This window comes from Pseudoclavibacter sp. VKM Ac-2888 (assembly GCF_015351285.1).
In the GTDB taxonomy this organism is placed as follows: Bacteria; Actinomycetota; Actinomycetes; order Actinomycetales; family Microbacteriaceae; genus Pseudoclavibacter.
Genome location: NZ_JADKSM010000001.1, coordinates 2,318,439 through 2,339,229, shown reverse-complemented (window position 1 = coordinate 2,339,229; position 20,791 = coordinate 2,318,439). Strand labels below are relative to the sequence as shown.

Genomic DNA, 20,791 nt, shown 5'->3' with positions numbered 1-20,791 from the left:
CCTTCGGTGTACAGCGATGCTAGGGCACGCGGGGTCTGCGGGGCGGGTGCCTCGCTCGTGGGCGGCAACTCCGAAGGCCACGGAGGCTCGCCGCTCAGGCCTCGTCGAGCAGGTGGGTGATGCGTTCGGCGCGGAGCGGCGAGTCGGAGAGGAGGATGCGCCAGCGCCACGTCGCGCCCTCGCCGGGCCCCAGCCTCCACTCCTCGTGGAAGAACGGGGCCGCGCAGAGCATGGGGGTGGCGTCGTTCCGCACGAACCACGGGGTGGGGGAGACCGGGTTCGCCGGATGCGCGCCCATGACGACGGTCACGGGTCCGCTCTCGAGACCCAGCCAGGCGGCTTCCCCGCCGTGCAGGGTGGCGTCCGGGTCGGCGGGCAGCAGCGGCGACAGCGGGCGCGCGCCCGAGAAGCTGGGGTGCAGTCGAAGGAACAGTCCGCCGTAGCCGGCGTCCGGGCGTCCGGCGGTCGTGGGTGAGCCGAACGCGAGCTCGACGTCGCGGAGGTTCGTCCAGCGGCTGCTGACATCGAGGACGCCGATGCTGCGCCCGTCGTCGTCGCGGATGCTCGCGTCGAGCATCCGCTCTTCCCGCAGGAACGCGGAGCCGTCGGCCTCGCGCCACGTGAGCTGCGTGCCGTCGACCGGCTGCGTCTCGTCGACCGTCTGCGAGCCGTTGTTGTCGAGCTGCACGTAGCCTCGACCATCCACCCAGGTCACGCCGCCCCACAGGTTGACGTCGTGAGCGGCGTCGTCGATACGGATGTTGGCGACGGTCACGGAGAGGCCCCAGTGCCAGGTGTGGTCGGCGGGCCGGAAGTCGCTCACGACGGCGCCCGCGGGGGTGCGCAGCGGATGCACGTAGGGGCGGGGCGACTCGATCGGCAGCGCGCTTGGGTCGCGGTGCACGACCGTGCCGAGGCCGAAGGGCAGCTCTTCGCGGGAGGGTGAGCTCATGACCGGCGCTCGTCGCGCACCCGCGCGGACATCTGTCCGCGCAGCTCGCCCGACTCCCTGACCTCACGGAGGGCGACGGCGGCCGAGCGCTCGCTCGACGCGTAGAGGGCGGCCACGATCTCCATGGACCTGGCGGGCGCGGAGGCGACGTCCGGCAGCGCGGCACCCGCCGCGAAGGCGGGGTAGACGGCGTCGATGTAGGCGTCGTGCCCGCTCGCCCGCTCGGCCGCGGGGAAGGCCCAGCTGCTCTGCGCATCCGCCCCCGGGCGCGGGGTGATGCGCCAGTTGGCGTGCCCGTGGCCGTAGAGGTGCTCGAGCTCGACCGTCGCGAGCTCGGTGTCGATGCGGATGGAGCTCGCCTGCCTGGGTGAGACGGCGCTGGTCATCGCCGTCGCGACGACACCGGACTCGAAGCGCAGCACCGCCGTCGAGACGTCCTCCGTCTCGATGTCGCGCGCGAGGCGCCAGGTCTGGCCGTGCACCTCATCCACCTCACCGAGGAGGTAGGCGAGCAGGTCGAGCTGGTGGATGCCGTGGCCGAGGGTCGTCCCGCCGCCTTCGTTCGCCCACGTGCCTCGCCAGGGCGCGGCGAAGTACGTGTCGTCCCTGAACCAGAAGGTGTCGCAGCGGGCGAGGAGCGGGCGCCCGAGGTGGCCGTCGTCGAGGAGGCGCTTGACGTGCGCCGTCGCGGTGCCGGTGCGCTGCTGGAAGACCACGGCGAGGTGCCTGCCTGCGGCCTCGCCGGCTGCGACCATCCGGTCGACGTCGCGGAGGGTGAGCGCCGGCGGCTTCTCGACGACGACGTGAGCTCCGCGCGCGAAGGCGTCTTCTGCCTGAGCCGCGTGCCCTGCCGGCGGGGTGCAGAGGTGCACGACGTCGAGGTGCCCGTCTGGCAGCGAGGTCGCGGAGCGCGGGATGCGGTACTTCTGGGCGAAGGCGGCTGCCCGGTCCGCGTCGACGTCCACGGCGACCACGACCTCCGCGTCGTCCCTGGCCGCGATCGCCTCGGCGTGCAGTCGAGCGACGTCGCCGGTGCCCACGATGGCTGCGCGCATTCTCGTCATGGTGTCCTCGTTCCGTCGTGATGCAGTCTCGCCGATGCCGGCGCGTGCGGTGTCCTCGATGCCGGTCGAGGCCGCCCCCGCGCGGGGACGGCCTCGGTCAACGCCCCTTCGGGTGGGTTCAGTCGTGGTTCTCGATGTCCTTGCCGCGCGTCTCCGGAGTGAACAGCGTCGCGAGGGCTGAGACGGTGGCGATGGCGAGGGTGAGCCCGCCGACGACCAGCGGCACGTTGTCCGAGCCTGGAGGGGCCACGAACGTGAAGATCGAGGGCAGGAAGGCGACGATCATGAGGCCGACGTTCTGCGAGATCGCGAAGCCGGTCACTCGGGTCTGCGTCGGGAACAGCTCCTGGAAGAACGTCGCGAAGGTGGCGTTCCACATCTGGAAGAGCACGCCCATCATGAGGATCGCGAGCACGATCGTGAGCACGAGGTTGCCGGACTGGATGGCGGTGAGGTAGCCGATCGCGACGAGCCCGGAGCCGAAGGAACCGACGATCATGAGCGTGCGGCGCCCGATCTTGTCGGAGAGCATGCCGAAGACGGGGATGACGATGACGGCCGCCACGTTGGCGATGAGCGGCACCCACAGGAACGTGGAGGCGGGCATCGCGACGCCGTAGGCCTCCTGCGTCGCGAAGCTCGTTCCGAAGACGAGGGTCGTGACGCCGGCGACGTTGGCGAGGGTCATGAGGATGGCGCGGAAGACCGTCCAGCCGTTGTTCTTGAAGAGCTCGATGACAGGCGCCTGGCGGTTCTGGGCCTGCTGGACCGCGAGCGAGCGGGTGTAGGCCGGCGGCTCTTCGACGTGCTTGCGGATGAGGAAGCCGGCGAGGACGACGACGGCACTCAGCATGAACGGGATGCGCCAGCCCCACTCGATGAAGGCTTCGTCCGTGAGGACCGCGGTGAGGGGGATGAAGACTGCGGTCGCGATGATCGAGCCGGCCTGGGTGCCCTGCAGGCCGAAGCTCGCGAAGAACCCTCGTCTGCCTGCTGGGGCGTGCTCGACGATCATGGCGCTCGCACCGCCGAGCTCGCCGGCGACGGCGAAGCCTTGGATGAGGCGCAGGAACACGAGGATCAGGGGCGCCCAGAGGCCGATCTGGTCGTAGGTGGGGAGGAACCCGACGGCGAGCGTCGAGAGGCCCATGAGGAGCATCGCGATGACGAGCACGTTCTTGCGTCCGTGCTTGTCTCCCCAGTTGCCGAGCACGATGGCGCCGATGGGGCGCGCGACGTAGCCGACGGCGTAGGTCGCGAGCGAGGAGATGAGGGCGACGGTGGGGTCGCCGGTCGGGAAGAAGACGACGGGGAAGACCAGCGCCGCCGCCTGCGAGTAGAGCGTGAAGTCGTAGTACTCGAGGACGCTGCCGATCCATCCGCTGAGCGCGGCCTTGCGGGGCGTCTTGCCCTCGTTCTCCTGTGACACCGCACCAGTGTCACTCTGTGTTCTCGTCATTGAAAATCCTCGTCATCTTTGACCGTGGTCGATATCCCACTCGGAGCGGGTAAGCGCTTTCCACTTTGCCACTCGCTCTGAAACGTGTCAAGTGCGATCGTGACGAAGGTCTCAACCCGCCGTCGGCTCCCGCGAGCGCTCCGTCCAGCGCCAGGCCAGGGCGGCCGCGATCACGACGGCGACGCCGATGGCCGTCTCCAGGATCCTGGCCAAGAGCAGGGTGAGATCGGGCTGCGGGTGCGCGAAGTCGAGCATGACCAGCGCCAGCGGGGTGACGAAGACGAGGGCGAGTCCGTAGTTGCGCACGACGAACAGCTCCGCGCACATCTGCAGCACGCAGATGATGGCGATCGTCACCAGCGGAGGCAGGTCGACGGCCATGATCAGCCACGCGACGCCCACTCCGGCGATGGTCCCCGTGAGGCGGTGGCCGGCCCGCACCAGCTGCTCGTCGGGGCCCGAGGTCGCGAGCGCGGCGGCGGCCGCGACCATGGCCCAGTAGGGGTAGTCGAGCCCGAGAGATGTGGGGATGAGTCCCGCGACGCCGACGACGAGGCCGGCCCCCACTGTCGCGCTGATGCGCAGTCTCTCGGGTCTGGTCGGGGCGGCGGATGCTCGTGCCCGGCGCTCGAACTCGCGGGCGGCTGGGCGGACCAGGCCCGAGATGCCGACGATCAGGGCGAAGGCGGCCGACGCGGCCGCCGTGCCGGCCGCGAGGAGCGCATCCGCCTCGCCTCCCGGGATGGAGGCCGTCGCGGAGAGCGCGAAGACGGGAAAGAGCGCGCCAGTCGGCTTCCATCCGAACCGCTGGGCGGCGCCCGTGATGACCGCCGCGTAGGCGGCGGTCGCCGGGAGGACGAGCCACTCGCGCTGCTCGGAGAGGCTCACTGCGGCGCCGACGCTGACAGCGCCGACCATGCCGACGGCCACGCCGCTCTGCAGGCGAGCGCGGATCACGTGCGAGTGGCTGCGCCCGTAGAACGAGACGAAGGCGCCGAAGGTCGAGTAGAGCGCGAGCTCGACGTGCCCGATGCTCCACAGGATCAGGAGGGGGACGCCCACGGAGATGCCGGCGCGGATCGCGACACGGTGGGCGCCGTTGTGGGGGCCGAGGTCGAAGAGGCGGCGGGGGTGTGGCAGCTCGGCCATCGGGTGGGTTCGTGTCATGTGCGTGCGATGGTCCCTGCTCGTGCGGTGTCCTGGAATGCGCTTTCCGAGGGTAGTGGATGCGGGTTTCGCCCGTGTTCACGCGGATGTCCCGCCCGGCTCACCCCGGTGGGCGGACGTGAACCGCCGCACGTGCTTGACACGATTCACTCCGGCTCGTAATCTGAGATCACTGAAACGATTCAATACGGTTCGGCGCGAACGGGCATCCCCGCTCGCCCGCATACCGTGAATCGAGTTCCCGAAGCCGTGGACGACGTCGTTCGGCCCGGGAGCGCATCCGCAACCGACCAACGAAGGCGACGAACCGTGAGCATCCTCTCCGCAGACCAGCTTGCAGCGCTCGAAGGACAGGGCATCGAGCTCCCGTCCTGGGCGTTCGGCAACTCAGGCACCCGATTCAAGGTGTTCCAGACGGCAGGCACGCCGCGCGACCCGTTCGAGAAGATCTCCGACGCAGCCCAGGTCAACACGTACACCGCGCTCGCCCCGAGCGTGGCCCTGCACATCCCGTGGGACGTCGTCGACGACTTCGGCGCGCTCCGCAAGCACGCCGAAGACCTCGGCGTCGAGCTCGGCACGATCAACTCCAACACGTTCCAGGACGACGACTACAAGTTCGGCGCCCTCACGCACGAGGACGCAGCGGTGCGCCGCAAGGCCATCGACCACCACCTCCGCTGCATCGACGTCATGGACGAGACCGGATCGCGCGACCTGAAGATCTGGCTCGCCGAGGGCTCCAACTACCCCGGCCAGGCCGACCTGCGCGGCCGTCAGGACCGCCTGCACGACTCGCTGCAGGAGATCTACGCCCGCATCGGCGACGACCAGCGCCTCGTGCTCGAGTACAAGTTCTTCGAACCGGCGTTCTACCACACCGACGTTCCGGACTGGGGCACGAGCTACGTGCAGGTCGCGGCCCTCGGCGAGAAGGCCATGGTCTGCCTCGACACCGGCCACCACGCGCCCGGCACCAACATCGAGTTCATCGTCATGCAGCTGCTGCGCCTCGGACGCCTCGGCTCCTTCGACTTCAACTCGCGCTTCTACGCCGACGACGACCTCATCGTCGGCTCGGCCGACCCGTTCCAGCTGTTCCGCATCCTCGCCGAGGTCATCCGCGGCGGTGGGCTCAACAACCCCGACGTGGCCTTCATGCTCGACCAGTGCCACAACGTGGAGTCGAAGATCCAGGGCCAGATGCGCTCCGTCCTCAACGTGCAGGAGATGACGGCCCGCGCGCTGCTCATCGACAAGGACGCCCTCACGGCGGCGCAGAAGGCCGGCGACGTGCTCGTCGCGCACGAGATCTACATGGACGCGTTCTCGACCGACGTGCGCCCCGCCCTCGCAGAGTGGCGCGAGTCGCGCGGCCTGCCCGCGAACCCGCTCGCCGCGTTCCGCGCATCCGGGTACGAGCAGCAGGTCGCCGAGGAGCGCGTCGGCGGCGTCCAGGCCAGCTGGGGCGCGTAAGCGTCACCCCTCACCGACCTCACGAGCTTCGAAGGAACTGACATGACGAACCCAGCAGCAGCCGATCTCATCTCGCGCAGCAACCGCCTCGGCGAAGACCCGAAGAACACGAACTACGCGGGTGGGAACACCTCCGCGAAGGGCACCGAGACCGACCCCGTGACGGGCGAGCCCGTCGAGCTGCTCTGGGTGAAGGGCTCCGGGGGAGACCTCGGAACGCTCACCGAGCAGGGCCTCGCCGTGCTCCGCCTCGACCGCTTCCGCGCGCTCACGAACGTCTACCCGGGCGTCGAGCGCGAGGACGAGATGGTCGCGGCCTTCGACTTCTGCCTGCACGGCAAGGGAGGCGCGGCCCCGTCGATCGACACGGCCATGCACGGCCTCGTGGATGCGGCGCACGTCGACCACCTGCACCCCGACTCGGGCATCGCGATCGCGACAGCGGCCGATGGCGAGGAGCTGACGGCGAAGATCTTCGGCGACAAGGTGGTCTGGGTGCCCTGGCGCCGCCCCGGCTTCCAGCTCGGCCTCGACATCGCCAACATCAAGGACGAGAACCCGCAGGCCATCGGCTGCATCCTCGGCGGGCACGGCATCACCGCGTGGGGCGACACCTCCGAGGAGTCGGAGCGCAACTCGCTCTGGATCATCGAGACCGCATCGGCGTACATCGATGCACATGGCAAGGCCGACCCCTTCGGCGGCGTCGTGAGCGGCTTCGAGGCGCTCCCCGCCGACGAGCGCCGTGCACGCGCGGCGGCCCTCGCGCCGTCGATCCGCGCCGTCGCCTCGCACGACGCCCCCATGATCGGTCACTTCACCGACGATGAGCGCGTGCTCGACTTCCTCGCGAGCGAGAAGCTCACCGAGCTCGCCGCCCTCGGCACGAGCTGCCCCGACCACTTCCTGCGCACCAAGGTCAAGCCGCTCGTGCTCGACCTGCCGACCACGGCATCCGTCGAGGAGCAGCGCGCTCGCCTCGAGGAGCTGCACGCGGCGTACCGCGCCGACTACAAGGCCTACTACGACAAGTTCGCGACGGCCGAGTCGCCCGCCATCCGTGGCGCCGACCCGCTCATCGTGCTCGTCCCCGGCGTCGGCATGTTCTCCTACGGCAAGAACAAGCAGACCGCGCGCGTCGCCGGTGAGTTCTACTTGAACGCGATCAACGTGATGCGCGGCGCCGAGGCGCTCTCGAGCTACTCCCCGATCTCCGACGAGGAGAAGTTCCGCATCGAGTACTGGGCGCTCGAGGAGGCGAAGCTGCAGCGCATGCCGAAGCCGAAGACGCACCAGGGCCGCATCGCCTTCGTCACGGGCGCCGCATCCGGTATCGGCAAGGCCATTGCGACCCGCCTCGCAGCCGAAGGCGCGTGCGTCGTCGTCGCCGACCTCGACCTCGAGAAGGCGCAGGCCGCCGCCGCCGAGCTCGGCGGCACCGACGTCGCGATCGGCGTCGCAGCGAACGTCGCGGACGCCGCCGGCGTGCAGGCCGCCATCGACGCGACCCTCCTCGCGTTCGGCGGCATCGACCTCGTCGTCAACAACGCCGGCCTCTCCCTCTCGAAGCCGCTCCTCGAGACGACCGAGAAGGACTGGGACCTGCAGCACGACGTCATGGCGAAGGGCTCCTTCCTCGTGTCGAAGGCCGCCGCCAAGGCGCTCATCGAGCAGAAGCTCGGTGGCGACGTCATCTACATCTCCTCGAAGAACTCCGTCTTCGCGGGCCCGAACAACATCGCGTACTCGGCGACGAAGGCCGACCAGGCCCACCAGGTCCGCCTCCTCGCGGTCGAGCTCGGCGAGCACGGCATCCGCGTCAACGGCATCAACCCCGACGGCGTCGTGCGCGGATCCGGCATCTTCGCGGCAGGCTGGGGCGCCAACCGCGCCGCGACCTACGGCGTGAAGGAAGAGGACCTCGGCCAGTACTACGCGAACCGCACCATCCTCAAGCGCGAGGTCGTACCGGAGAACGTCGCCGACGCGGTGTACGTGCTCACGGGGCCAGAGCTCACACGCACGACCGGCCTGCACATCCCCGTCGACTCGGGCGTCGCGGCGGCCTTCCTGCGATGACCGAGTCTGCTGCGCAGGGATCGAGCGCCGCGGGCCGGGGCGGGGCGGATGCGCCCCGCACGGTCGCGGCGGTCGATCTCGGAGCCACGAGCGGTCGCGTCATCACGGGCACGATCACGGACGGCGTGCTCACGATGCGCCACGAGGCGCGCTTCCCGAACAACCCCGTCCGCACACGCGACGGGCTGCACTGGAACCTCCTCGGCCTCTACCAGCATGTCCTCGACGGGCTGGCCGCCGCTGAGCGGGACGCGCCAGGCCAGATCGCGAGCATCGGCATCGACTCGTGGGCGGTCGACTACGCGCTGCTGCGCGAGGGCCGTGTCCTCGGGGTCCCGTACGCGTACCGCGACGAGCGGACCGCCCGGGGCGTCGAAGCCGTGCACGCCATCGCCTCCGCCGAGGAGCTCTACCGCCGCAACGGCCTCCAGCACCTGCCCTTCAACACGGTCTTCCAGCTCGCGACCGACGGTGAGCTGCTGGGCCTCGCCGACCAGCTGCTGCTCCTGCCCGACCTGCTCGCCTACTGGCTGACGGGCGCGCAGGTCGCCGAGCGCACCAACGCCTCCACGACGGGTCTGCTTCGCGCCGACACGCGTGAGTGGGATGCGGAGCTTGCCGAGCGCGTGGGGGTCCCCGCCCGCATCCTGCCGCACCTCGTCGACCCTGGTGCCGTGCTCGGCTCGCTCGAGGGCGAGGCGGCCCGCGACGTCGGGCGTGACATCGACGTCGTCGCGGTCGGCTCCCATGACACGGCCTCCGCGATCGTCGCCATCCCCAACGAGGGGCGCGACTTCGCGTACATCTCGTGCGGCACGTGGGGTCTCGTGGGCCTCGAGCTCGACGAGGCGGTCGTCACCGACGCCGCCCGCGAGGCGAACTTCACGAACGAGGGCGGCGTCGACGGCCGCGTGCGCTTCCTGCACAACGTCATGGGCCTCTGGCTGCTGTCGGAATCGCAGCGGCACTGGGAGCCGGCGGCGACGGACGCGCAGCGCTCGAGCACCCTCCAGCAGCTGCTCGCCGACGCCGCCCAGGTGGGCGGCGACGTGCCGATCTTCGACGTCAACGACCCCGTCTTCATGGCGCCAGGCGACATCCCAGGGCGCATCGCCGAGTGGCTCACCCAGCGCGGCCTCGAGGCGCCGACGACACCAGCCGGCATCGTCCGCTCGATCGTGGAGAGCCTCGCGCAGGCCTTCGCCGAGGCCGTCACGACAGCCGCGGCCCTCGCCGAGCATCCGGTGAGCGTCATCCACATCGTCGGCGGCGGATCGCAGAACGCGCTTCTCTGCCAGGCGACGGCCGACCGATCCGGGATGCCCGTGCTCGCGGGCCCCGTCGAGGCGACCGCGATGGGTAACCTGCTTGTGCAGGCGCGCGCGCACGGCTGGATCCCCGACAGTCTCTCTGAGATCCGCTCCATCGTCGCCAGATCGACGCAGATCATCCGCTACGACCCGAAGATCACCCGATAGAAGCAAAGGCAGCTGCCCCATGGTGAAACGTCAAGCCCCCAAGCCCCTCGAGCTGCTCGAGCTCATGCAGTTCAAGAAACCCGACCTCAACGGCCGTCGCCGCCGCCTCAACTCGGCGCTCACGATCGAGGACCTGCGGCGCATCGCGAAGCGGCGCACCCCGAAGGCGGCGTTCGACTACACCGACGGCGCCGCCGAGGGCGAGCTGTCGCTGCGCCGCGCGCGCACCGCGTTCCGGGATGTGGAGTTCAACCCGTCCGTGCTGCGCGACGTCGCGAACGTCGACACGTCGAGCACTGTGCTCGGCGGGCCGATGGCGATGCCGTTCGCGATCGCCCCGACCGGGTTCACGCGCCTCATGCAGACCGAGGGCGAGACCGCCGGTGCCGGCGCCGCCGCCGCCGCGGGCATCCCCTTCACCCTGTCGACGCTCGGCACGACGACGATCGAAGAGGTCGCGAAGGTCAACCCGAACGGCCGCAACTGGTTCCAGCTGTACGTCATGAAGGACCGCTCGATCTCCTACGGCCTCGTGGAGCGCGCCGCGAAGGCGGGCTTCGACACGCTGCACTTCACGGTCGACACCCCCGTCGCCGGCGCCCGCCTGCGCGACAAGCGCAACGGCTTCTCGATCCCGCCGCAGCTGACCGTCGGCACGATCATCAACGCCATCCCGCGCCCCTGGTGGTGGATCGACTTCCTCACGACCCCGAAGCTCGAGTTCGCGTCGCTCGCGACGACGGGCGGCACGGTCGGCGAGCTGCTCGACTCGGCGATGGACCCGACGATCAACTTCGAGGACCTCAAGGTCATCCGCGAGATGTGGCCGGGCAAGATCGTCATCAAGGGCGTCCAGAACCTGGAGGACTCCAAGACGTTCGCCGACCTCGGCGTCGACGGCATCGTCCTCTCCAACCACGGCGGGCGGCAGCTGGATCGGGCTCCGATCCCCTTCCACCTGCTCCCCGCCGTTGCACGCGAGGTCGGCAAAGATCTCGAGATCGGCGTCGACACGGGCATCATGAACGGCGCCGACATCGTCGCGTCCGTGGCACTCGGCGCGAACTTCACGATGATCGGCCGCGCCTACCTGTACGGCCTCATGGCCGGCGGGCGCGAGGGTGTCGACCGCACCATCGCGATCCTCTCCGACGAGATCATCCGCACCATGAAGCTGCTCGGTGCGCACTCCCTCGAGGAGCTGAACCCGTCGCACGTCACGCAGCTGAAGCGCTACGTGCCGACGACGTTCATCGAAGCGGCCCCCGACCGCGTGTAGCCCGCGCGAGTCCGCCCGGTCAGGCCTCGCGTGCTCGCGCCCGCGAGGGCTGAGGCTGGCGGGGTCTCGCGCGGCCGGCGGATGCGCCCGCCGGCCGCGCGCATCCACGCGGCAGAGTTGTGGCCTGGTGTCGTTCCCTCTCCGTGGAACAGCACTAGGCCACAACTGTCTGCGGCAGCGTCGGCCCGCGCGGCAGCGTCAGCCCACCACTCCGCGCGACACTGTCGGCCCACGACTTCGCGCGACACTGTCGGCCCACGACTTCGCGCGACAGCCTCGGCCCACTCCTCCGCGGCAGAGTTGTGGCCTGGTGCCGTTCCCTCTCCGTGGAACAGCGTCAGCCCACAACTGTCCGCGGCAGTGCCAGCCCACCACTCCGCGCGACACTGCCGGCCCACGACTCTGCGCGACAGCCCCGGCCCACTCCTCCGCGGCAGAGTTGTGGCCTGATGTCGTTCCCTCTCCGTGGAACAGCACCAGGCCACAACTGTCCGCGGCAGCGTCAGCCCACAACTGTCTGTGGCGCCGACCTTGCCTGTGGAGCCCCTCGCGCGGGCCCTTGGGTGCTCTGCCGGTGCCCCGAGCGGTGGCCGTGATGGGTTTCGGTGACCGTGATGGGAATTAACCCATCACCAGTCGCGAAAACCCATCACGAGGCCGCGCGAAAACCCATCACGGTCACGAAAACCCATCACGAGCCCGAGCGAAAACCCATCACGGTCGCCGAAACCCGGCCCAGACGCATCCCCGCGGCTCGGGGAACGACTGATCTGGAGCGCTACGCCTGCGCGTCGAGGAGCGCGCTCACGACGGTGACGACGCCCTGCTCCTGGTTGGAGGGGGCGAGGTACTTCGCGAGTTCCTTGACCTCGGGATGCGCGCCAGCCATCGCGTAGGAGCGCTCCGCTTCCGCGAACATCTCGACGTCGTTGAAGAAGTCGCCGAAGACCGCTGTCTGCGCCGCAGTCACTCCGAGGCGCTCCTGCAGCTGTCGCACCGCGAGGCCCTTGTTGGCCTCAGGCGGCATGATGTCCATCCAGTGGTGGCCCGACACGACGACCCGGTGGGACTCGCGCAGCTCGTCCACCTCGGCGGCCGCCCCGGTCTCGACCTCGGCGAAGTCGTAGACGGCGATCTTCACGTACTCGTCATCGGTGTCGAGCATGTCGTCGACGACCGTGAGCGCCTCGTAGTAGTTGCGGGCCTCGGCGATGAACACGTCGTCGCCGCGCTCAATGTACGCAGACTTCTTGCCGCACAGCACGACCCCGAGGTCGTGACCTCTCTCGATGAGGCCGCGCAGCAGCGCGATCGCCTGCCGGATGAACGACTCATCGAGCGTGAGCGAGCTGACCTCCTGGCCGTCGCGGACCACGAACGTGCCGTTCTCGGCGATGAACGACATGCCGTCGGAGTCGCGTTCGAAGAGCTTCGCGAGGGTCGCGTACTGTCGGCCGCTCGCGGGGGTGAACTCGACGCCGGCCTCGCGCATCCGCTGCAGGAGAGCCCAGAACGCGTCGGGAACCGTGTGGTCGTCGAGCAGCAGCGTGCCGTCCATGTCGGCGACGACGAGGCGCACGTCGTTGCCCTCGAGCGAGGACTCGTAGTGGCGGTCGGCGGTCTCGAGAACGGTATCTGCCATGCGCCCCAGCCTACGAGAGCTTGCGCAGCGCTGATCCCTTGTGCGCGGCCCTCGCCCCAGACTTCTCCGACTCGATGATGTACGCCGGCTCGTCCTCTGAGGCGGTGAACTTCTGCTTGTCGAACTGGAAGTCCTTCGTCTTCTTCTCGACGACCTCGCCCTGCGTGCGGCCCTGCGGGGTGTTCCAGCTCACGCGGTCACCCTTGCTCAGATCTGCGGTCACGGTCTCTCCTCCTGCTCGGCGGTCTCGGGGTGAGGCTCGGGCTTCGGCCTCCGGAAGGCGATGACCGTGAACACCATGCCGAGGGCGAACCAGACGATCCAGATGCTGCCGTCGTTCGCGAGATCGGCGAGGGCGATGACGTAGAAGGCGACCGCCACCCATAGGTACGTGTTCAGCATCAGCTTCCTCATGCGCAGAGCATGCCCGGCCGTCCTGGGCGGAGGGTGGAGGTGCGACGCGCATGCCGCACCTCCACCCGGTCAGTCCCGCTCGTCGAGCGGATGCGGGATGGTCGGGATCGGGGCGGTCAGCGGACGACCCTCCCGCTGCAGCTTCCGCTTCCGCAGCTGCCACAGGAAGGTGAGGATGACGAACCAGACCGGGGCCGCGAGGAACGGCAGCCGGGTGTCGTCGCCGTACAGCAGCGTGCCCGCGATGAAGACGAAGAAGGCGAGCACGAGCCAGGGTGCGACGCGCGCCATCGGCATCTTGAACTTCGACGCTCGGTGCTTCTCGGGGAAGCGGCGCAGGTACACGATGTAGCTGACCACGATGGAGCCCCAGGTGAAGAGGATGAGGGTCGCGCACATCGAGGAGACGAACGTGAAGGCGGCGATGACCTCGTCGCCCGCGAAGAGCAGCGGGATGGCGGAGAACAGGAAGACGCAGGTGAAGAAGACGGCCTTCGTCGGCACGCCCTGGCTGCTGGTCATCGCGAACGCCTTCGGGGCGTGGCCGTCCTTCGAGAGCCCGAACAGCATCCGCGTGCCCGAGTACAGGCCGGAGTTGGCGCTCGACGCGGCCGAGCTGAGCACCACCAGCTGGATCGCGAACGCGGCGAGGCCGAACCCGGCGATCGCGAGGGTCGACACGAACGGGCTCTTGCCCGGCTCGATCTTGTCCCACGGCGTGACGCTCATGATGACGATGAGGGCGCCCACGTAGAAGATGAGAATGCGAGCGACGATCGAGTTGATGGCCTTCGGCAGCGTCTTGCGCGGGTTCTCGGTCTCAGCGGCGGCCGTGCCGACGAGCTCGACGCCGATGAACGAGAAGATGCCCATCTGGAAGCCGAGCACGAACCCGCTCGCGCCCATGGGGAACATCCCGCCGTGCTCCCAGAGATTCGCGAGTGTGGCGGTGTCACCGTCTGGGCTCTGGAACCGGGTGAGGATGAGCACGATGCCCACGGCGATGAGGCCGAGGATGGCGACGATCTTGATGATCGCGAACCAGAACTCGGTCTCCCCGAACCACTTCACGGGCTGGAGGTTCAGGACGGTGAGCACGACGACGGCGATGAGCGCGGGCAGCCAGTTCGGGATGTCGGCGTTGAACCACTGCACGTAGGCGGTGATGGCGACGATGTCGGCGACGCACGCGATCACCCACGAGAACCAGTAGTTCCAGGAGACGAAGAAGCCCGCCCACGGCCCGAGCATGTCCTTCGCGATGTCGCCGAAGGTCTTGTAGTGCAGGTTCGAGAGCAGCAGCTCGCCGAGGGCGCGCATGATGAAGAAGACGAAGAACCCGATCACCATGTAGACGAAGATGATCGACGGCCCGGAGACGCTGATGAGCTTGCCGGAGCCGAGGAACAGCCCCGTTCCGATGGCGCCGCCGATGGCGATGAGCTGCAGGTGGCGGTTCTTGAGGCCGCGCTGCATCTCGCCTTGAGGCGGATGTGCGGTGGTTGTCGTGGACATGACACTCCCTTGTGCTGATGTCGTGGTGCTGAGGTTGGGCGCCGCGTGCGCGCTGGTGGTTGTGGGCAGAACTGGGGGTCAGGCGACGACGCGGAACGTGGAGAGCTCTGGGTCGTTCGCGCCGCGCACGTAGCCGGACGGCGCTGCGCCCGTGTGCCGCAGGAAGTCGACGACCTCCTGGCTGAGCACCTCGCCTGGCAGCACGTTGGGCACACCTGGCGGGTAGGCAGCGAGTGAGTCGGCGGAGATGCGGCCGACCGCCTCCGTGTGCGGCACCGTCTCGACGGGGCTGAAGAACGCGTCCGAGAGGCCCATCGCGCGCTCGCAGCTCGCGGGGAGCGAGACGGGGCGGATCGGCTCGACCTCCGCCTCGGGGAGCGCCTGCAGTGCGCCCCACAGGCGCTCGACGTCCACCCGAGCCGTCGCGCCGACCAGCACCAGCAACGCGGAGGGGGTCGACAGCTCGCAGTAGACACGATGGTCGCGGAGCAGCTGGTAGTGCGCATCCGTGCCCGTGATGCCGGCACCTCGAGTGTCGATGGCGATCTTGAAGGGGTCGTTCGCGATGGCATCGGGGCTGGCGAGGATGTCGGGAGTCGCGTCGCGGTACCTGCGGTCGTCGTGCACGAGTCGGCGGATGCGCTGCGCTGATGCCAGGGCCTCTTCGACCGCGTCTGGCCGCGTCACGAGATGCCTCCTCGCCTCGTCGAGCGAGGCGAGCAACAGGGCGCTGCAGCTCGTCGACTGGTAGGAGCGGACGACCCGGTCGACGAGCGACTCCAGGTGCCGGGCGTGGGGCCCGTGGCCGAGTTGCAGCATGGCCGACTGCGTGAGCGAGCCCGCGCCCTTGTGGGTGCTGGAGATGACGAGGTCTGCGCCGAGGCGTGCCGCGTTCGTGGGGAGCGCCGGGTGCATCCCGAAGTGCGAACCCCACGCCTCGTCGACGATGAGCGGCACCCCGTGCCCGTGGGCGACGGCCGCGATCGCCGCGACATCGGCCACCGCCCCGAAGTAGCTCGGCGAGACGATGTAGACGGCAGCGGATCGGGGATGCTCGGCGAGGGTCGCCGCGACCTGCTCCGCAGTCACCCCGTGCGCGGCACCCAGGCCGGAGTCGACGGCGCCGTGCACGAAGTGCGGGGTCAGGTTGGCGTGCGTGATGCCGTCGATGACGCTCGAGTGCACGCTGCGCTGCACCGCGAACTCGGTGCCGAGGCCACGCACAACGGTCGTCGCGACGTGGTTGCCGCCGGAGGCTCCGTTGGTCGTGAACCAGACGCGGCTCGCTCCCCACGCATCGGCGGCGAGGTCCTGCGCCCGCATGAGCGGGGTGACTCGGCCCGGCGTCGTGAGGCGCCACGTGTCCTGGTCGACGCCGCTGAACAGCATCGGGAAGTCGAGGCTCAGCGCGTCGGCCCCGACGATGCTCGCGACGCCGGGCGCATTCACCGCCTTCGCGTGATGTGCCGGCACGTGCATCCGCTGCCAGTCGTGGGTGGCGAGGGAGCGGAGAGCGTCGGCGTACGGGGTCTCGAACTGCGCTCGCGGGATGCGGTGCCCGGCGGGGGTCGTGATGCCGTCGACCTGAGCTGCGCTGCTCGGGACGGGTGCGTGGAGGATGGACATGCGTTCAGGTTAGGAACGAACTGACGACGGCGATATAGCAGGATCCTGCCGTCAGTGACATACGTTCTAGGGGTGATGAACCTCCAGCAGTTCCGCGTGCTCCTCGCCGTCCAGGAGCACGGAAGCCTCACGGGGGCTGCGAAGGCGCTGCAGTACGGGGTGCCGACGGTGACGCACCATCTGCGCAGCCTCGAGTCGCACCTCGGCGCCCGCCTCGTCGACCGCGGGCGGCGGGGCACGTCGCTGACCCCGCTCGGAGTGTCGTTCGCCGCCGAGATCGAGCAGGCGATCACGCGTATCGACCGGGCCGAGCAGCTGGTCGCCGATCAGCGCGACGCGGGCGTCGTCACCCTGCGCGTGGGCACGTTCGCCTCGATGGGCTCACGCCTGCTTCCCTCAGCGATCGCCAGCCTGCAGAAGCGCACGTCGGTGCGGGTCGAGGTGGTCGAAGGGGAGCCGACGGAGATCGTGCGGATGCTCAGGAGCGGCGAGGTGCACGCGGGGCTCATCTTCGACGTGTCCGTCGAGCCCGCCTTCGCCGTCCCGGACCTCATGCTGCAGCGTCTCCTCACCGAGCCATACGGCGTGATGGTCGCCCGCGACAGCGAATGGGCGAGCCGCGACAGCATCGACTTCGCCGACCTGCGGGAGGTGCCGTGGGTCTTCAGCCGCAGCAACGACGAGGCCTCAGACCGCGTGCTGCGCCGCGTCGGCCAATCGCTCGGCTACCCGGTGCGTGAGCTCATGCGCACGGACGACCTCTACATGATCCACGGCCTCGTCGCCGAGGGGCTCGGCTTCGCCCTCTCGACGGACGCCGCCATCGACCACGACTTCGACGTCGTGCTTCGGCCCGCCGTGCAGGACCTGGGGGAGCGGCACGTGTCGTACGTCACCCGTCGGGGCGCCGCACCACCGGCCGCCGCCTGGCTCGGCGAGATCCTGCTCAGCCGCCCAGCGCCTGCAGCGGATCGCCCGTGAGCCGGAACGTGTCCCACTCGTCCATGGGGAACGCGCCGAGGCTCCTGTAGAAGCCGATGGACGGCTCGTTCCACTTGAGGACCGACCACTCGAGGCGCCGGTAGCCCTCCGCGACGCACTCCTGCGCGAGCGAGCGGAGGAGTGCCGTCCCGAGGCCGCCGCCGCGCGTAGCCTCGCGCACGTAGAGATCTTCGAGCCAGATGCCGTGCTCGCCCTCCCACGTCGAGTAGCTCAGGAACCAGAGCGCCATGCCGTCGAGGCGAGGGGCACCGGGCTCGCTTGTGCTCGCTCCCGCCGCCTCGGCGACGGTCGCGAACACCGCAGGCCGCTCGCCGAAGAAGCTCCTGTGCAGCTGCGCCTCGGTCGTCTTCACCGCATCCGGTTCGCGCTCGTACACGGCGAGGCCGCGGATGAGGTCGAGGATCTGCGGGACATCGGAGGGAACGGCGGGGCGGATGATCGGCTCGGTCACGGCACGACGCTCACAGCCAGGCCGGGCGTCACGCCCACCGCACCCAGTTCGCGCCGGCGCCGGTCTCGACCTGCTGCAACTCGGCGAGGTGGTCGCCGCGCACTTCGTAGAGCGACACCTGCGCCCCACCCTCGCCTGCGGCGACGAGGAAGCGGCCGTCGGGGCTGAGCGCGAACCCGCGGGGATGCTGCTGGGTGACGGTGAACGACCGCGCATCCTCGAGGGAGCCGTCCTCCGCGACCTCGAGCGGCGCGAGGGTGCTCGTCGTGCGCTCCGAGGTCCACAGGAACCGCTCATCCGCGCCCCAGTGCACGTCGGCACCCCAGATCGAGCGGGGCTCCAGCGGATTCGCGCCGAGGGTTCCGCGCTGCAGGCCCTGCAGCGCGTCCGCGTAGCTCGCCGAATCGAGGAGCGAGAGCACACCGGTGCTCGTGTCGCGTTCGAAGCGCAGCACCTCGCCGCTGAACTCGGTGATCACGTAGGCCTGCGTCTGGGCACCGTTGAGCACGATGTGGCGCGGGCCGCTGCCGGTCGGCGCGGTCGCACCCACCGGGTGGAGCGCCTCGAGCTCGAGGTCATCGGTGATGGCGTACTGCCCGACGAGATCGTCGCCGAGCGACACGAAGTACGCGAAACGGCCGTCCTTGCTCGCCACGACGGAGTGCAGGTGCAGATGCTCCACGATCGTCGTCGGCTCGCCGACCGTGCCCTCGTCGATCGGCGCGATGAGGCCGTAGCTGGCGGAGTAGGCCGCGCCGAGCAGCGCGGATCCGTCCCGTGTGAGCGCGACGTAGTTCAGACCGCCGCGGGGCGTCTCGCGACGCGAGATCGGGGTGAGCTCGCCCGCCTCGCGGTCGAGGCGCAACGTGACGATCGCCGCGGGGCTGCCCTTCACCGCGGCGTAGACGAGGTCGCGGCTGGCGTCGACGACGAAGTTCGAGCATCCCTGCAGATCCGTTGCGACCGAGGTCCGCTCGAGGGCGGCGCCGTCGAAGCGGAAGACCGAGATCGAGCCTTCGCCTGCGTTCGCGACGAGGACGAGTGGTGTGGTCATGCGAGCCCCTCTCGGGCGATGGTCAGGACGGAGAGCACGTCGGCGCTGTGGTCGAGGCGCCGGTCGCGTTCGTTGGTGTCGTGTTCGCGGATGATGCGCTCGAACTCGCGGAACTCCTCCACCATGCGGTGCGGGTACTTCGTGAGGTCGATCTGCTCGGCCTCGCCGCCGCGGGTCGCGTAGCTCAGCGATGGCAGGACGTTCGGGGAGCCGTCGGCCACGATCCACCCGTCCTCTCCCTGGATCTTGCTGCGGATGGGGCCATCCGAGTCCTTCGCGCACACGCAGACCGCCGTGGTCTCGCCGTAGTCGAGGATCAGGACGCCGGACGTGTCGACGCCGCGCTGCACGTTCGCGGTGTAGCTGACCCGCTTCGGCCGGCCGAGCAGCCCCACGACGAAGTGGATGGCGTAGATGCCGAGGTCCATGAGCGCACCGCCGCCCTGCGCGGGGTCGAACGCCGGCAGCACCGTGCCCTCGCGGAAGGCGTCGTAGCGGGACGAGTACTGGGAGTAGTCCGACTGGACGACCTTGATCCTGCCGACGAGGTCGAGATGCTCCTTGATCCACCGGTAGTTCGCGAGGTACTGCGTCGTGATCGCCTCGATCAGGATCAGCTCACGCGCCGTCGCGAGTCTGCGCAGCTCCTGCAGCTCCCGTTCTTGGAGCACGAACGGCTTCTCGCAGATGACGTGCTTCCCCGCCTCGAGCGCCTTGCGCGACACCTCGAAGTGCAGCGAGTTCGGGACGGCGACCCAGACCGTGTCGACGCTCGGGTCGGCGAGGCACTCGTCGAGGTCGGTGAAGACGCGCTCGATGCCGAACCGCTCCTGCAGTTCCTCCAGGTGCTGGAGACGCGGCGGGCGACCGTAGATCGCCGCCAGCTCCAGCCCGGGTACGTTCACGACGTGCGGCAGGAAGTCTGCGACGATCTGGCCGGCACCGATGACGGCGAGCCTCATCGGATCGACCTCGACTGCGTGACGGCGCCTGCCTGCTTGGGGGAGCTCGAGAAATGCACGCTGTCGATCGTAGTCGGAGCTCGACGGACCCGGCAGGTAGCCCTCGACCTGTGCGACGCTGCTAGGCGTCAGCGCGGTCAGCCTGCGCGATGCTCCGCGCCGTTCCTTCGCGGGCGATGGCCGCGATGTTCTCCGTGGCGGCCCAGGACGAGAGCAGACGCAGGCCTTCCTCGGAAGAGCTGCCTGGCACGGCGGTGTAGACCGTCATGGTGTGGCCGGGGTCGTCTTCGAGGTCCATTGCGTGGTACACCAGCTCGAGCGCGCCGACCGCCGAGTGTCGGAAGTGCTTCGCGCCGGAGTAATGTCGGCGGACATCGTGGGCTGCCCATCGGATGCGGAACTCGTCGCTGCGCACAGACAGCTCTCCGACCAGGTCCGTGAGCTGCCTGTCGAACGGCGAACGGCCGGCCTCTCGCCGGAGGATCTCGACGTTGACGTTGGCTGCCCGCTCCCAGTCAGGGTAGAAGTCGCGCGCACGAGGGTCGAGGAAGATGAATCGGGAGTGGTTCGCGGGCCGCGCAGTGCCCCGGTACATCTCCGAATAGAGCGCGAAGCCGAGCTCGTTCGCGGCCACGATATCCATGCGGCTGTTCCCGATGATCGCGGCACCGCCCGTGATCGAGTCGAGCAGATGCTGCGCGGTCGGGCGCAGCCCGGACGCCCGCGGCTTGGGAGAGCGGACCTTCGCGCCCAGGTTGGCCGTCCGAGCGAGATCCCTCAGATGGTCGTGCTCCGCCTGGGTGAGCTGCAGCGCCCGAGCCACAGCATCGAGCACGTTCTCAGAGACACCCGTCAGGTTGCCCCGGTCCACGCGGGTGTAGTACTCCACGCTCACCCCCGCGAGCCGTGCCACCTCATCCCGTCGGAGGCCGGTCACACGCCGTCGGGTCGTGCCCGGATCGATCCCCGCCTGCTCTGGGGTCAGCCTGCCTCTGCGGGAGCTGATGAATGCTCGCACTTCGCCCCGGTTGTCCATGGATCCACGGTACGACCAGTGCCCGCCTTCTGGGGTGCCTCTGCTGGAACCCCTTTAGCGGGACTCTCCCTCCTACCTCACGTGAGGCGTTGACTGCTGGACGACACAGGGACGACGACCGCTCCCTCGGAGAGG

The 20,791-nt window shown here is 69.3% G+C and carries 18 protein-coding genes; 5 read left to right on the top strand and 13 right to left on the bottom strand.

Annotated features, from left to right (window positions below; translation table 11 throughout):
* Positions 1–94: 94 nt before the first annotated feature.
* From ITJ61_RS11050 to ITJ61_RS11035, 4 genes are all read right to left on the bottom strand, one after another.
* A complete protein-coding gene (locus ITJ61_RS11050) occupies positions 95–952 on the bottom strand; it encodes a DUF6807 family protein (protein WP_194686186.1) in 858 nt (285 codons plus the stop codon).
* Positions 949–2,016, bottom strand: a complete 1,068-nt coding sequence (locus ITJ61_RS11045) for a Gfo/Idh/MocA family protein (protein WP_194686185.1) — start codon at positions 2,014–2,016, stop codon at positions 949–951. Before ITJ61_RS11045 ends, ITJ61_RS11050 begins: the two co-directional genes overlap by 4 nt.
* Before the next feature lie 118 nt (positions 2,017–2,134).
* Complete coding sequence (locus ITJ61_RS11040) at positions 2,135–3,475, bottom strand: MFS transporter (RefSeq protein WP_104342359.1); 1,341 nt, start codon at positions 3,473–3,475, stop codon at positions 2,135–2,137.
* A gap of 111 nt (positions 3,476–3,586) precedes the next feature.
* On the bottom strand, positions 3,587–4,642 hold the full coding sequence (locus tag ITJ61_RS11035) for an FUSC family protein (RefSeq protein ID WP_194686184.1): 1,056 nt from the start codon (positions 4,640–4,642) through the stop codon (positions 3,587–3,589).
* Positions 4,643–4,951: 309 nt separating this feature from the next.
* On the opposite strand from ITJ61_RS11035, the gene rhaI reads away from it, so the two are divergent.
* From rhaI to ITJ61_RS11015, 4 genes are read left to right on the top strand one after another with little or no spacing between them, the layout of a single operon-like run.
* The gene (rhaI, locus tag ITJ61_RS11030; RefSeq protein WP_104305669.1) at positions 4,952–6,118 is read left to right on the top strand and encodes an L-rhamnose isomerase; all 1,167 of its coding nucleotides are present in this window, start codon (positions 4,952–4,954) and stop codon (positions 6,116–6,118) included.
* Between the two features lie 42 nt (positions 6,119–6,160).
* Positions 6,161–8,197, top strand: coding sequence for a bifunctional aldolase/short-chain dehydrogenase (locus ITJ61_RS11025; RefSeq protein WP_104301566.1), 2,037 nt, complete (start codon positions 6,161–6,163; stop codon positions 8,195–8,197).
* Positions 8,194–9,675, top strand: a complete 1,482-nt coding sequence (locus tag ITJ61_RS11020; protein ID WP_194686183.1) for a rhamnulokinase — start codon at positions 8,194–8,196, stop codon at positions 9,673–9,675. Before ITJ61_RS11025 ends, ITJ61_RS11020 begins: the two co-directional genes overlap by 4 nt.
* Positions 9,676–9,694: 19 nt before the next feature.
* Positions 9,695–10,954 carry an alpha-hydroxy acid oxidase gene (locus tag ITJ61_RS11015; RefSeq protein ID WP_104244852.1) on the top strand — a complete coding sequence of 420 codons (1,260 nt, stop codon included), beginning with the start codon at positions 9,695–9,697 and terminating at the stop codon, positions 10,952–10,954.
* A 778-nt stretch (positions 10,955–11,732) separates the two neighbouring features.
* Here the strand turns inward: ITJ61_RS11015 and ITJ61_RS11010 are convergent.
* From ITJ61_RS11010 to ITJ61_RS10995, 5 genes are all read right to left on the bottom strand, one after another.
* Positions 11,733–12,596, bottom strand: coding sequence for a Cof-type HAD-IIB family hydrolase (locus ITJ61_RS11010; RefSeq protein WP_104244850.1), 864 nt, complete (start codon positions 12,594–12,596; stop codon positions 11,733–11,735).
* 10 nt (positions 12,597–12,606) lie between these two features.
* Positions 12,607–12,819 carry a DUF2945 domain-containing protein gene (locus ITJ61_RS19845; RefSeq protein WP_104244848.1) on the bottom strand — a complete coding sequence of 71 codons (213 nt, stop codon included), beginning with the start codon at positions 12,817–12,819 and terminating at the stop codon, positions 12,607–12,609.
* Positions 12,816–13,010, bottom strand: a complete 195-nt coding sequence (locus ITJ61_RS19840) for a hypothetical protein (RefSeq protein WP_228496651.1) — start codon at positions 13,008–13,010, stop codon at positions 12,816–12,818. The genes ITJ61_RS19845 and ITJ61_RS19840 overlap by 4 nt, the downstream gene beginning before the upstream one ends.
* Positions 13,011–13,079: 69 nt before the next feature.
* Positions 13,080–14,525 carry an amino acid permease gene (locus tag ITJ61_RS11000; RefSeq protein WP_194686181.1) on the bottom strand — a complete coding sequence of 482 codons (1,446 nt, stop codon included), beginning with the start codon at positions 14,523–14,525 and terminating at the stop codon, positions 13,080–13,082.
* A 78-nt stretch (positions 14,526–14,603) separates the two neighbouring features.
* Positions 14,604–16,151, bottom strand: coding sequence for an aminotransferase class I/II-fold pyridoxal phosphate-dependent enzyme (locus ITJ61_RS10995; RefSeq protein WP_104342365.1), 1,548 nt, complete (start codon positions 16,149–16,151; stop codon positions 14,604–14,606).
* A 75-nt stretch (positions 16,152–16,226) separates the two neighbouring features.
* On the opposite strand from ITJ61_RS10995, the gene ITJ61_RS10990 reads away from it, so the two are divergent.
* On the top strand, positions 16,227–17,132 hold the full coding sequence (locus ITJ61_RS10990; RefSeq protein ID WP_104244840.1) for a LysR family transcriptional regulator: 906 nt from the start codon (positions 16,227–16,229) through the stop codon (positions 17,130–17,132).
* Here ITJ61_RS10990 and ITJ61_RS10985 read toward each other — a convergent pair.
* The 4 genes from ITJ61_RS10985 to ITJ61_RS10970 all read right to left on the bottom strand — a co-directional run bounded on the left by ITJ61_RS10985 (position 17,098) and on the right by ITJ61_RS10970 (position 20,656).
* On the bottom strand, positions 17,098–17,604 hold the full coding sequence (locus tag ITJ61_RS10985) for a GNAT family N-acetyltransferase (protein WP_104305677.1): 507 nt from the start codon (positions 17,602–17,604) through the stop codon (positions 17,098–17,100). The genes ITJ61_RS10990 and ITJ61_RS10985 overlap by 35 nt on opposite strands.
* Before the next feature lie 28 nt (positions 17,605–17,632).
* Positions 17,633–18,658: a lactonase family protein gene (locus ITJ61_RS10980; protein WP_194686180.1), complete on the bottom strand. Its 1,026-nt coding sequence runs from the start codon at positions 18,656–18,658 to the stop codon at positions 17,633–17,635.
* Positions 18,655–19,620 (bottom strand): Gfo/Idh/MocA family protein, encoded by a 966-nt coding sequence (locus tag ITJ61_RS10975; RefSeq protein WP_194686179.1) that lies wholly within the window; start codon positions 19,618–19,620, stop codon positions 18,655–18,657. Before ITJ61_RS10975 ends, ITJ61_RS10980 begins: the two co-directional genes overlap by 4 nt.
* A gap of 121 nt (positions 19,621–19,741) precedes the next feature.
* Complete coding sequence (locus tag ITJ61_RS10970) at positions 19,742–20,656, bottom strand: helix-turn-helix transcriptional regulator (protein ID WP_194686178.1); 915 nt, start codon at positions 20,654–20,656, stop codon at positions 19,742–19,744.
* Between the last annotated feature and the right edge of the window lie 135 nt (positions 20,657–20,791).

What these genes read in the sequence shown, in the direction of transcription:
- ITJ61_RS11050 (WP_194686186.1), bottom strand. Translation starts at nt 952, where the DNA reads ATGAGCTCACCCTCCCGCGAAGAGCTGCCCTTCGGCCTCGGCACGGTC.
- ITJ61_RS10995 (WP_104342365.1), bottom strand. Translation starts at nt 16,151, where the DNA reads ATGTCCATCCTCCACGCACCCGTCCCGAGCAGCGCAGCTCAGGTCGAC.
- ITJ61_RS10975 (WP_194686179.1), bottom strand. Translation starts at nt 19,620, where the DNA reads ATGAGGCTCGCCGTCATCGGTGCCGGCCAGATCGTCGCAGACTTCCTG.
- ITJ61_RS10990 (WP_104244840.1), top strand. Translation starts at nt 16,227, where the DNA reads ATGAACCTCCAGCAGTTCCGCGTGCTCCTCGCCGTCCAGGAGCACGGA.
- ITJ61_RS10970 (WP_194686178.1), bottom strand. Translation starts at nt 20,656, where the DNA reads ATGGACAACCGGGGCGAAGTGCGAGCATTCATCAGCTCCCGCAGAGGC.
- ITJ61_RS11020 (WP_194686183.1), top strand. Translation starts at nt 8,194, where the DNA reads ATGACCGAGTCTGCTGCGCAGGGATCGAGCGCCGCGGGCCGGGGCGGG.
- ITJ61_RS11045 (WP_194686185.1), bottom strand. Translation starts at nt 2,016, where the DNA reads ATGACGAGAATGCGCGCAGCCATCGTGGGCACCGGCGACGTCGCTCGA.
- ITJ61_RS11035 (WP_194686184.1), bottom strand. Translation starts at nt 4,642, where the DNA reads ATGACACGAACCCACCCGATGGCCGAGCTGCCACACCCCCGCCGCCTC.
- ITJ61_RS11000 (WP_194686181.1), bottom strand. Translation starts at nt 14,525, where the DNA reads ATGTCCACGACAACCACCGCACATCCGCCTCAAGGCGAGATGCAGCGC.
- ITJ61_RS11010 (WP_104244850.1), bottom strand. Translation starts at nt 12,596, where the DNA reads ATGGCAGATACCGTTCTCGAGACCGCCGACCGCCACTACGAGTCCTCG.
- ITJ61_RS10980 (WP_194686180.1), bottom strand. Translation starts at nt 18,658, where the DNA reads ATGACCACACCACTCGTCCTCGTCGCGAACGCAGGCGAAGGCTCGATC.
- ITJ61_RS11015 (WP_104244852.1), top strand. Translation starts at nt 9,695, where the DNA reads ATGGTGAAACGTCAAGCCCCCAAGCCCCTCGAGCTGCTCGAGCTCATG.
- ITJ61_RS19840 (WP_228496651.1), bottom strand. Translation starts at nt 13,010, where the DNA reads ATGAGGAAGCTGATGCTGAACACGTACCTATGGGTGGCGGTCGCCTTC.
- ITJ61_RS11025 (WP_104301566.1), top strand. Translation starts at nt 6,161, where the DNA reads ATGACGAACCCAGCAGCAGCCGATCTCATCTCGCGCAGCAACCGCCTC.
- ITJ61_RS11040 (WP_104342359.1), bottom strand. Translation starts at nt 3,475, where the DNA reads ATGACGAGAACACAGAGTGACACTGGTGCGGTGTCACAGGAGAACGAG.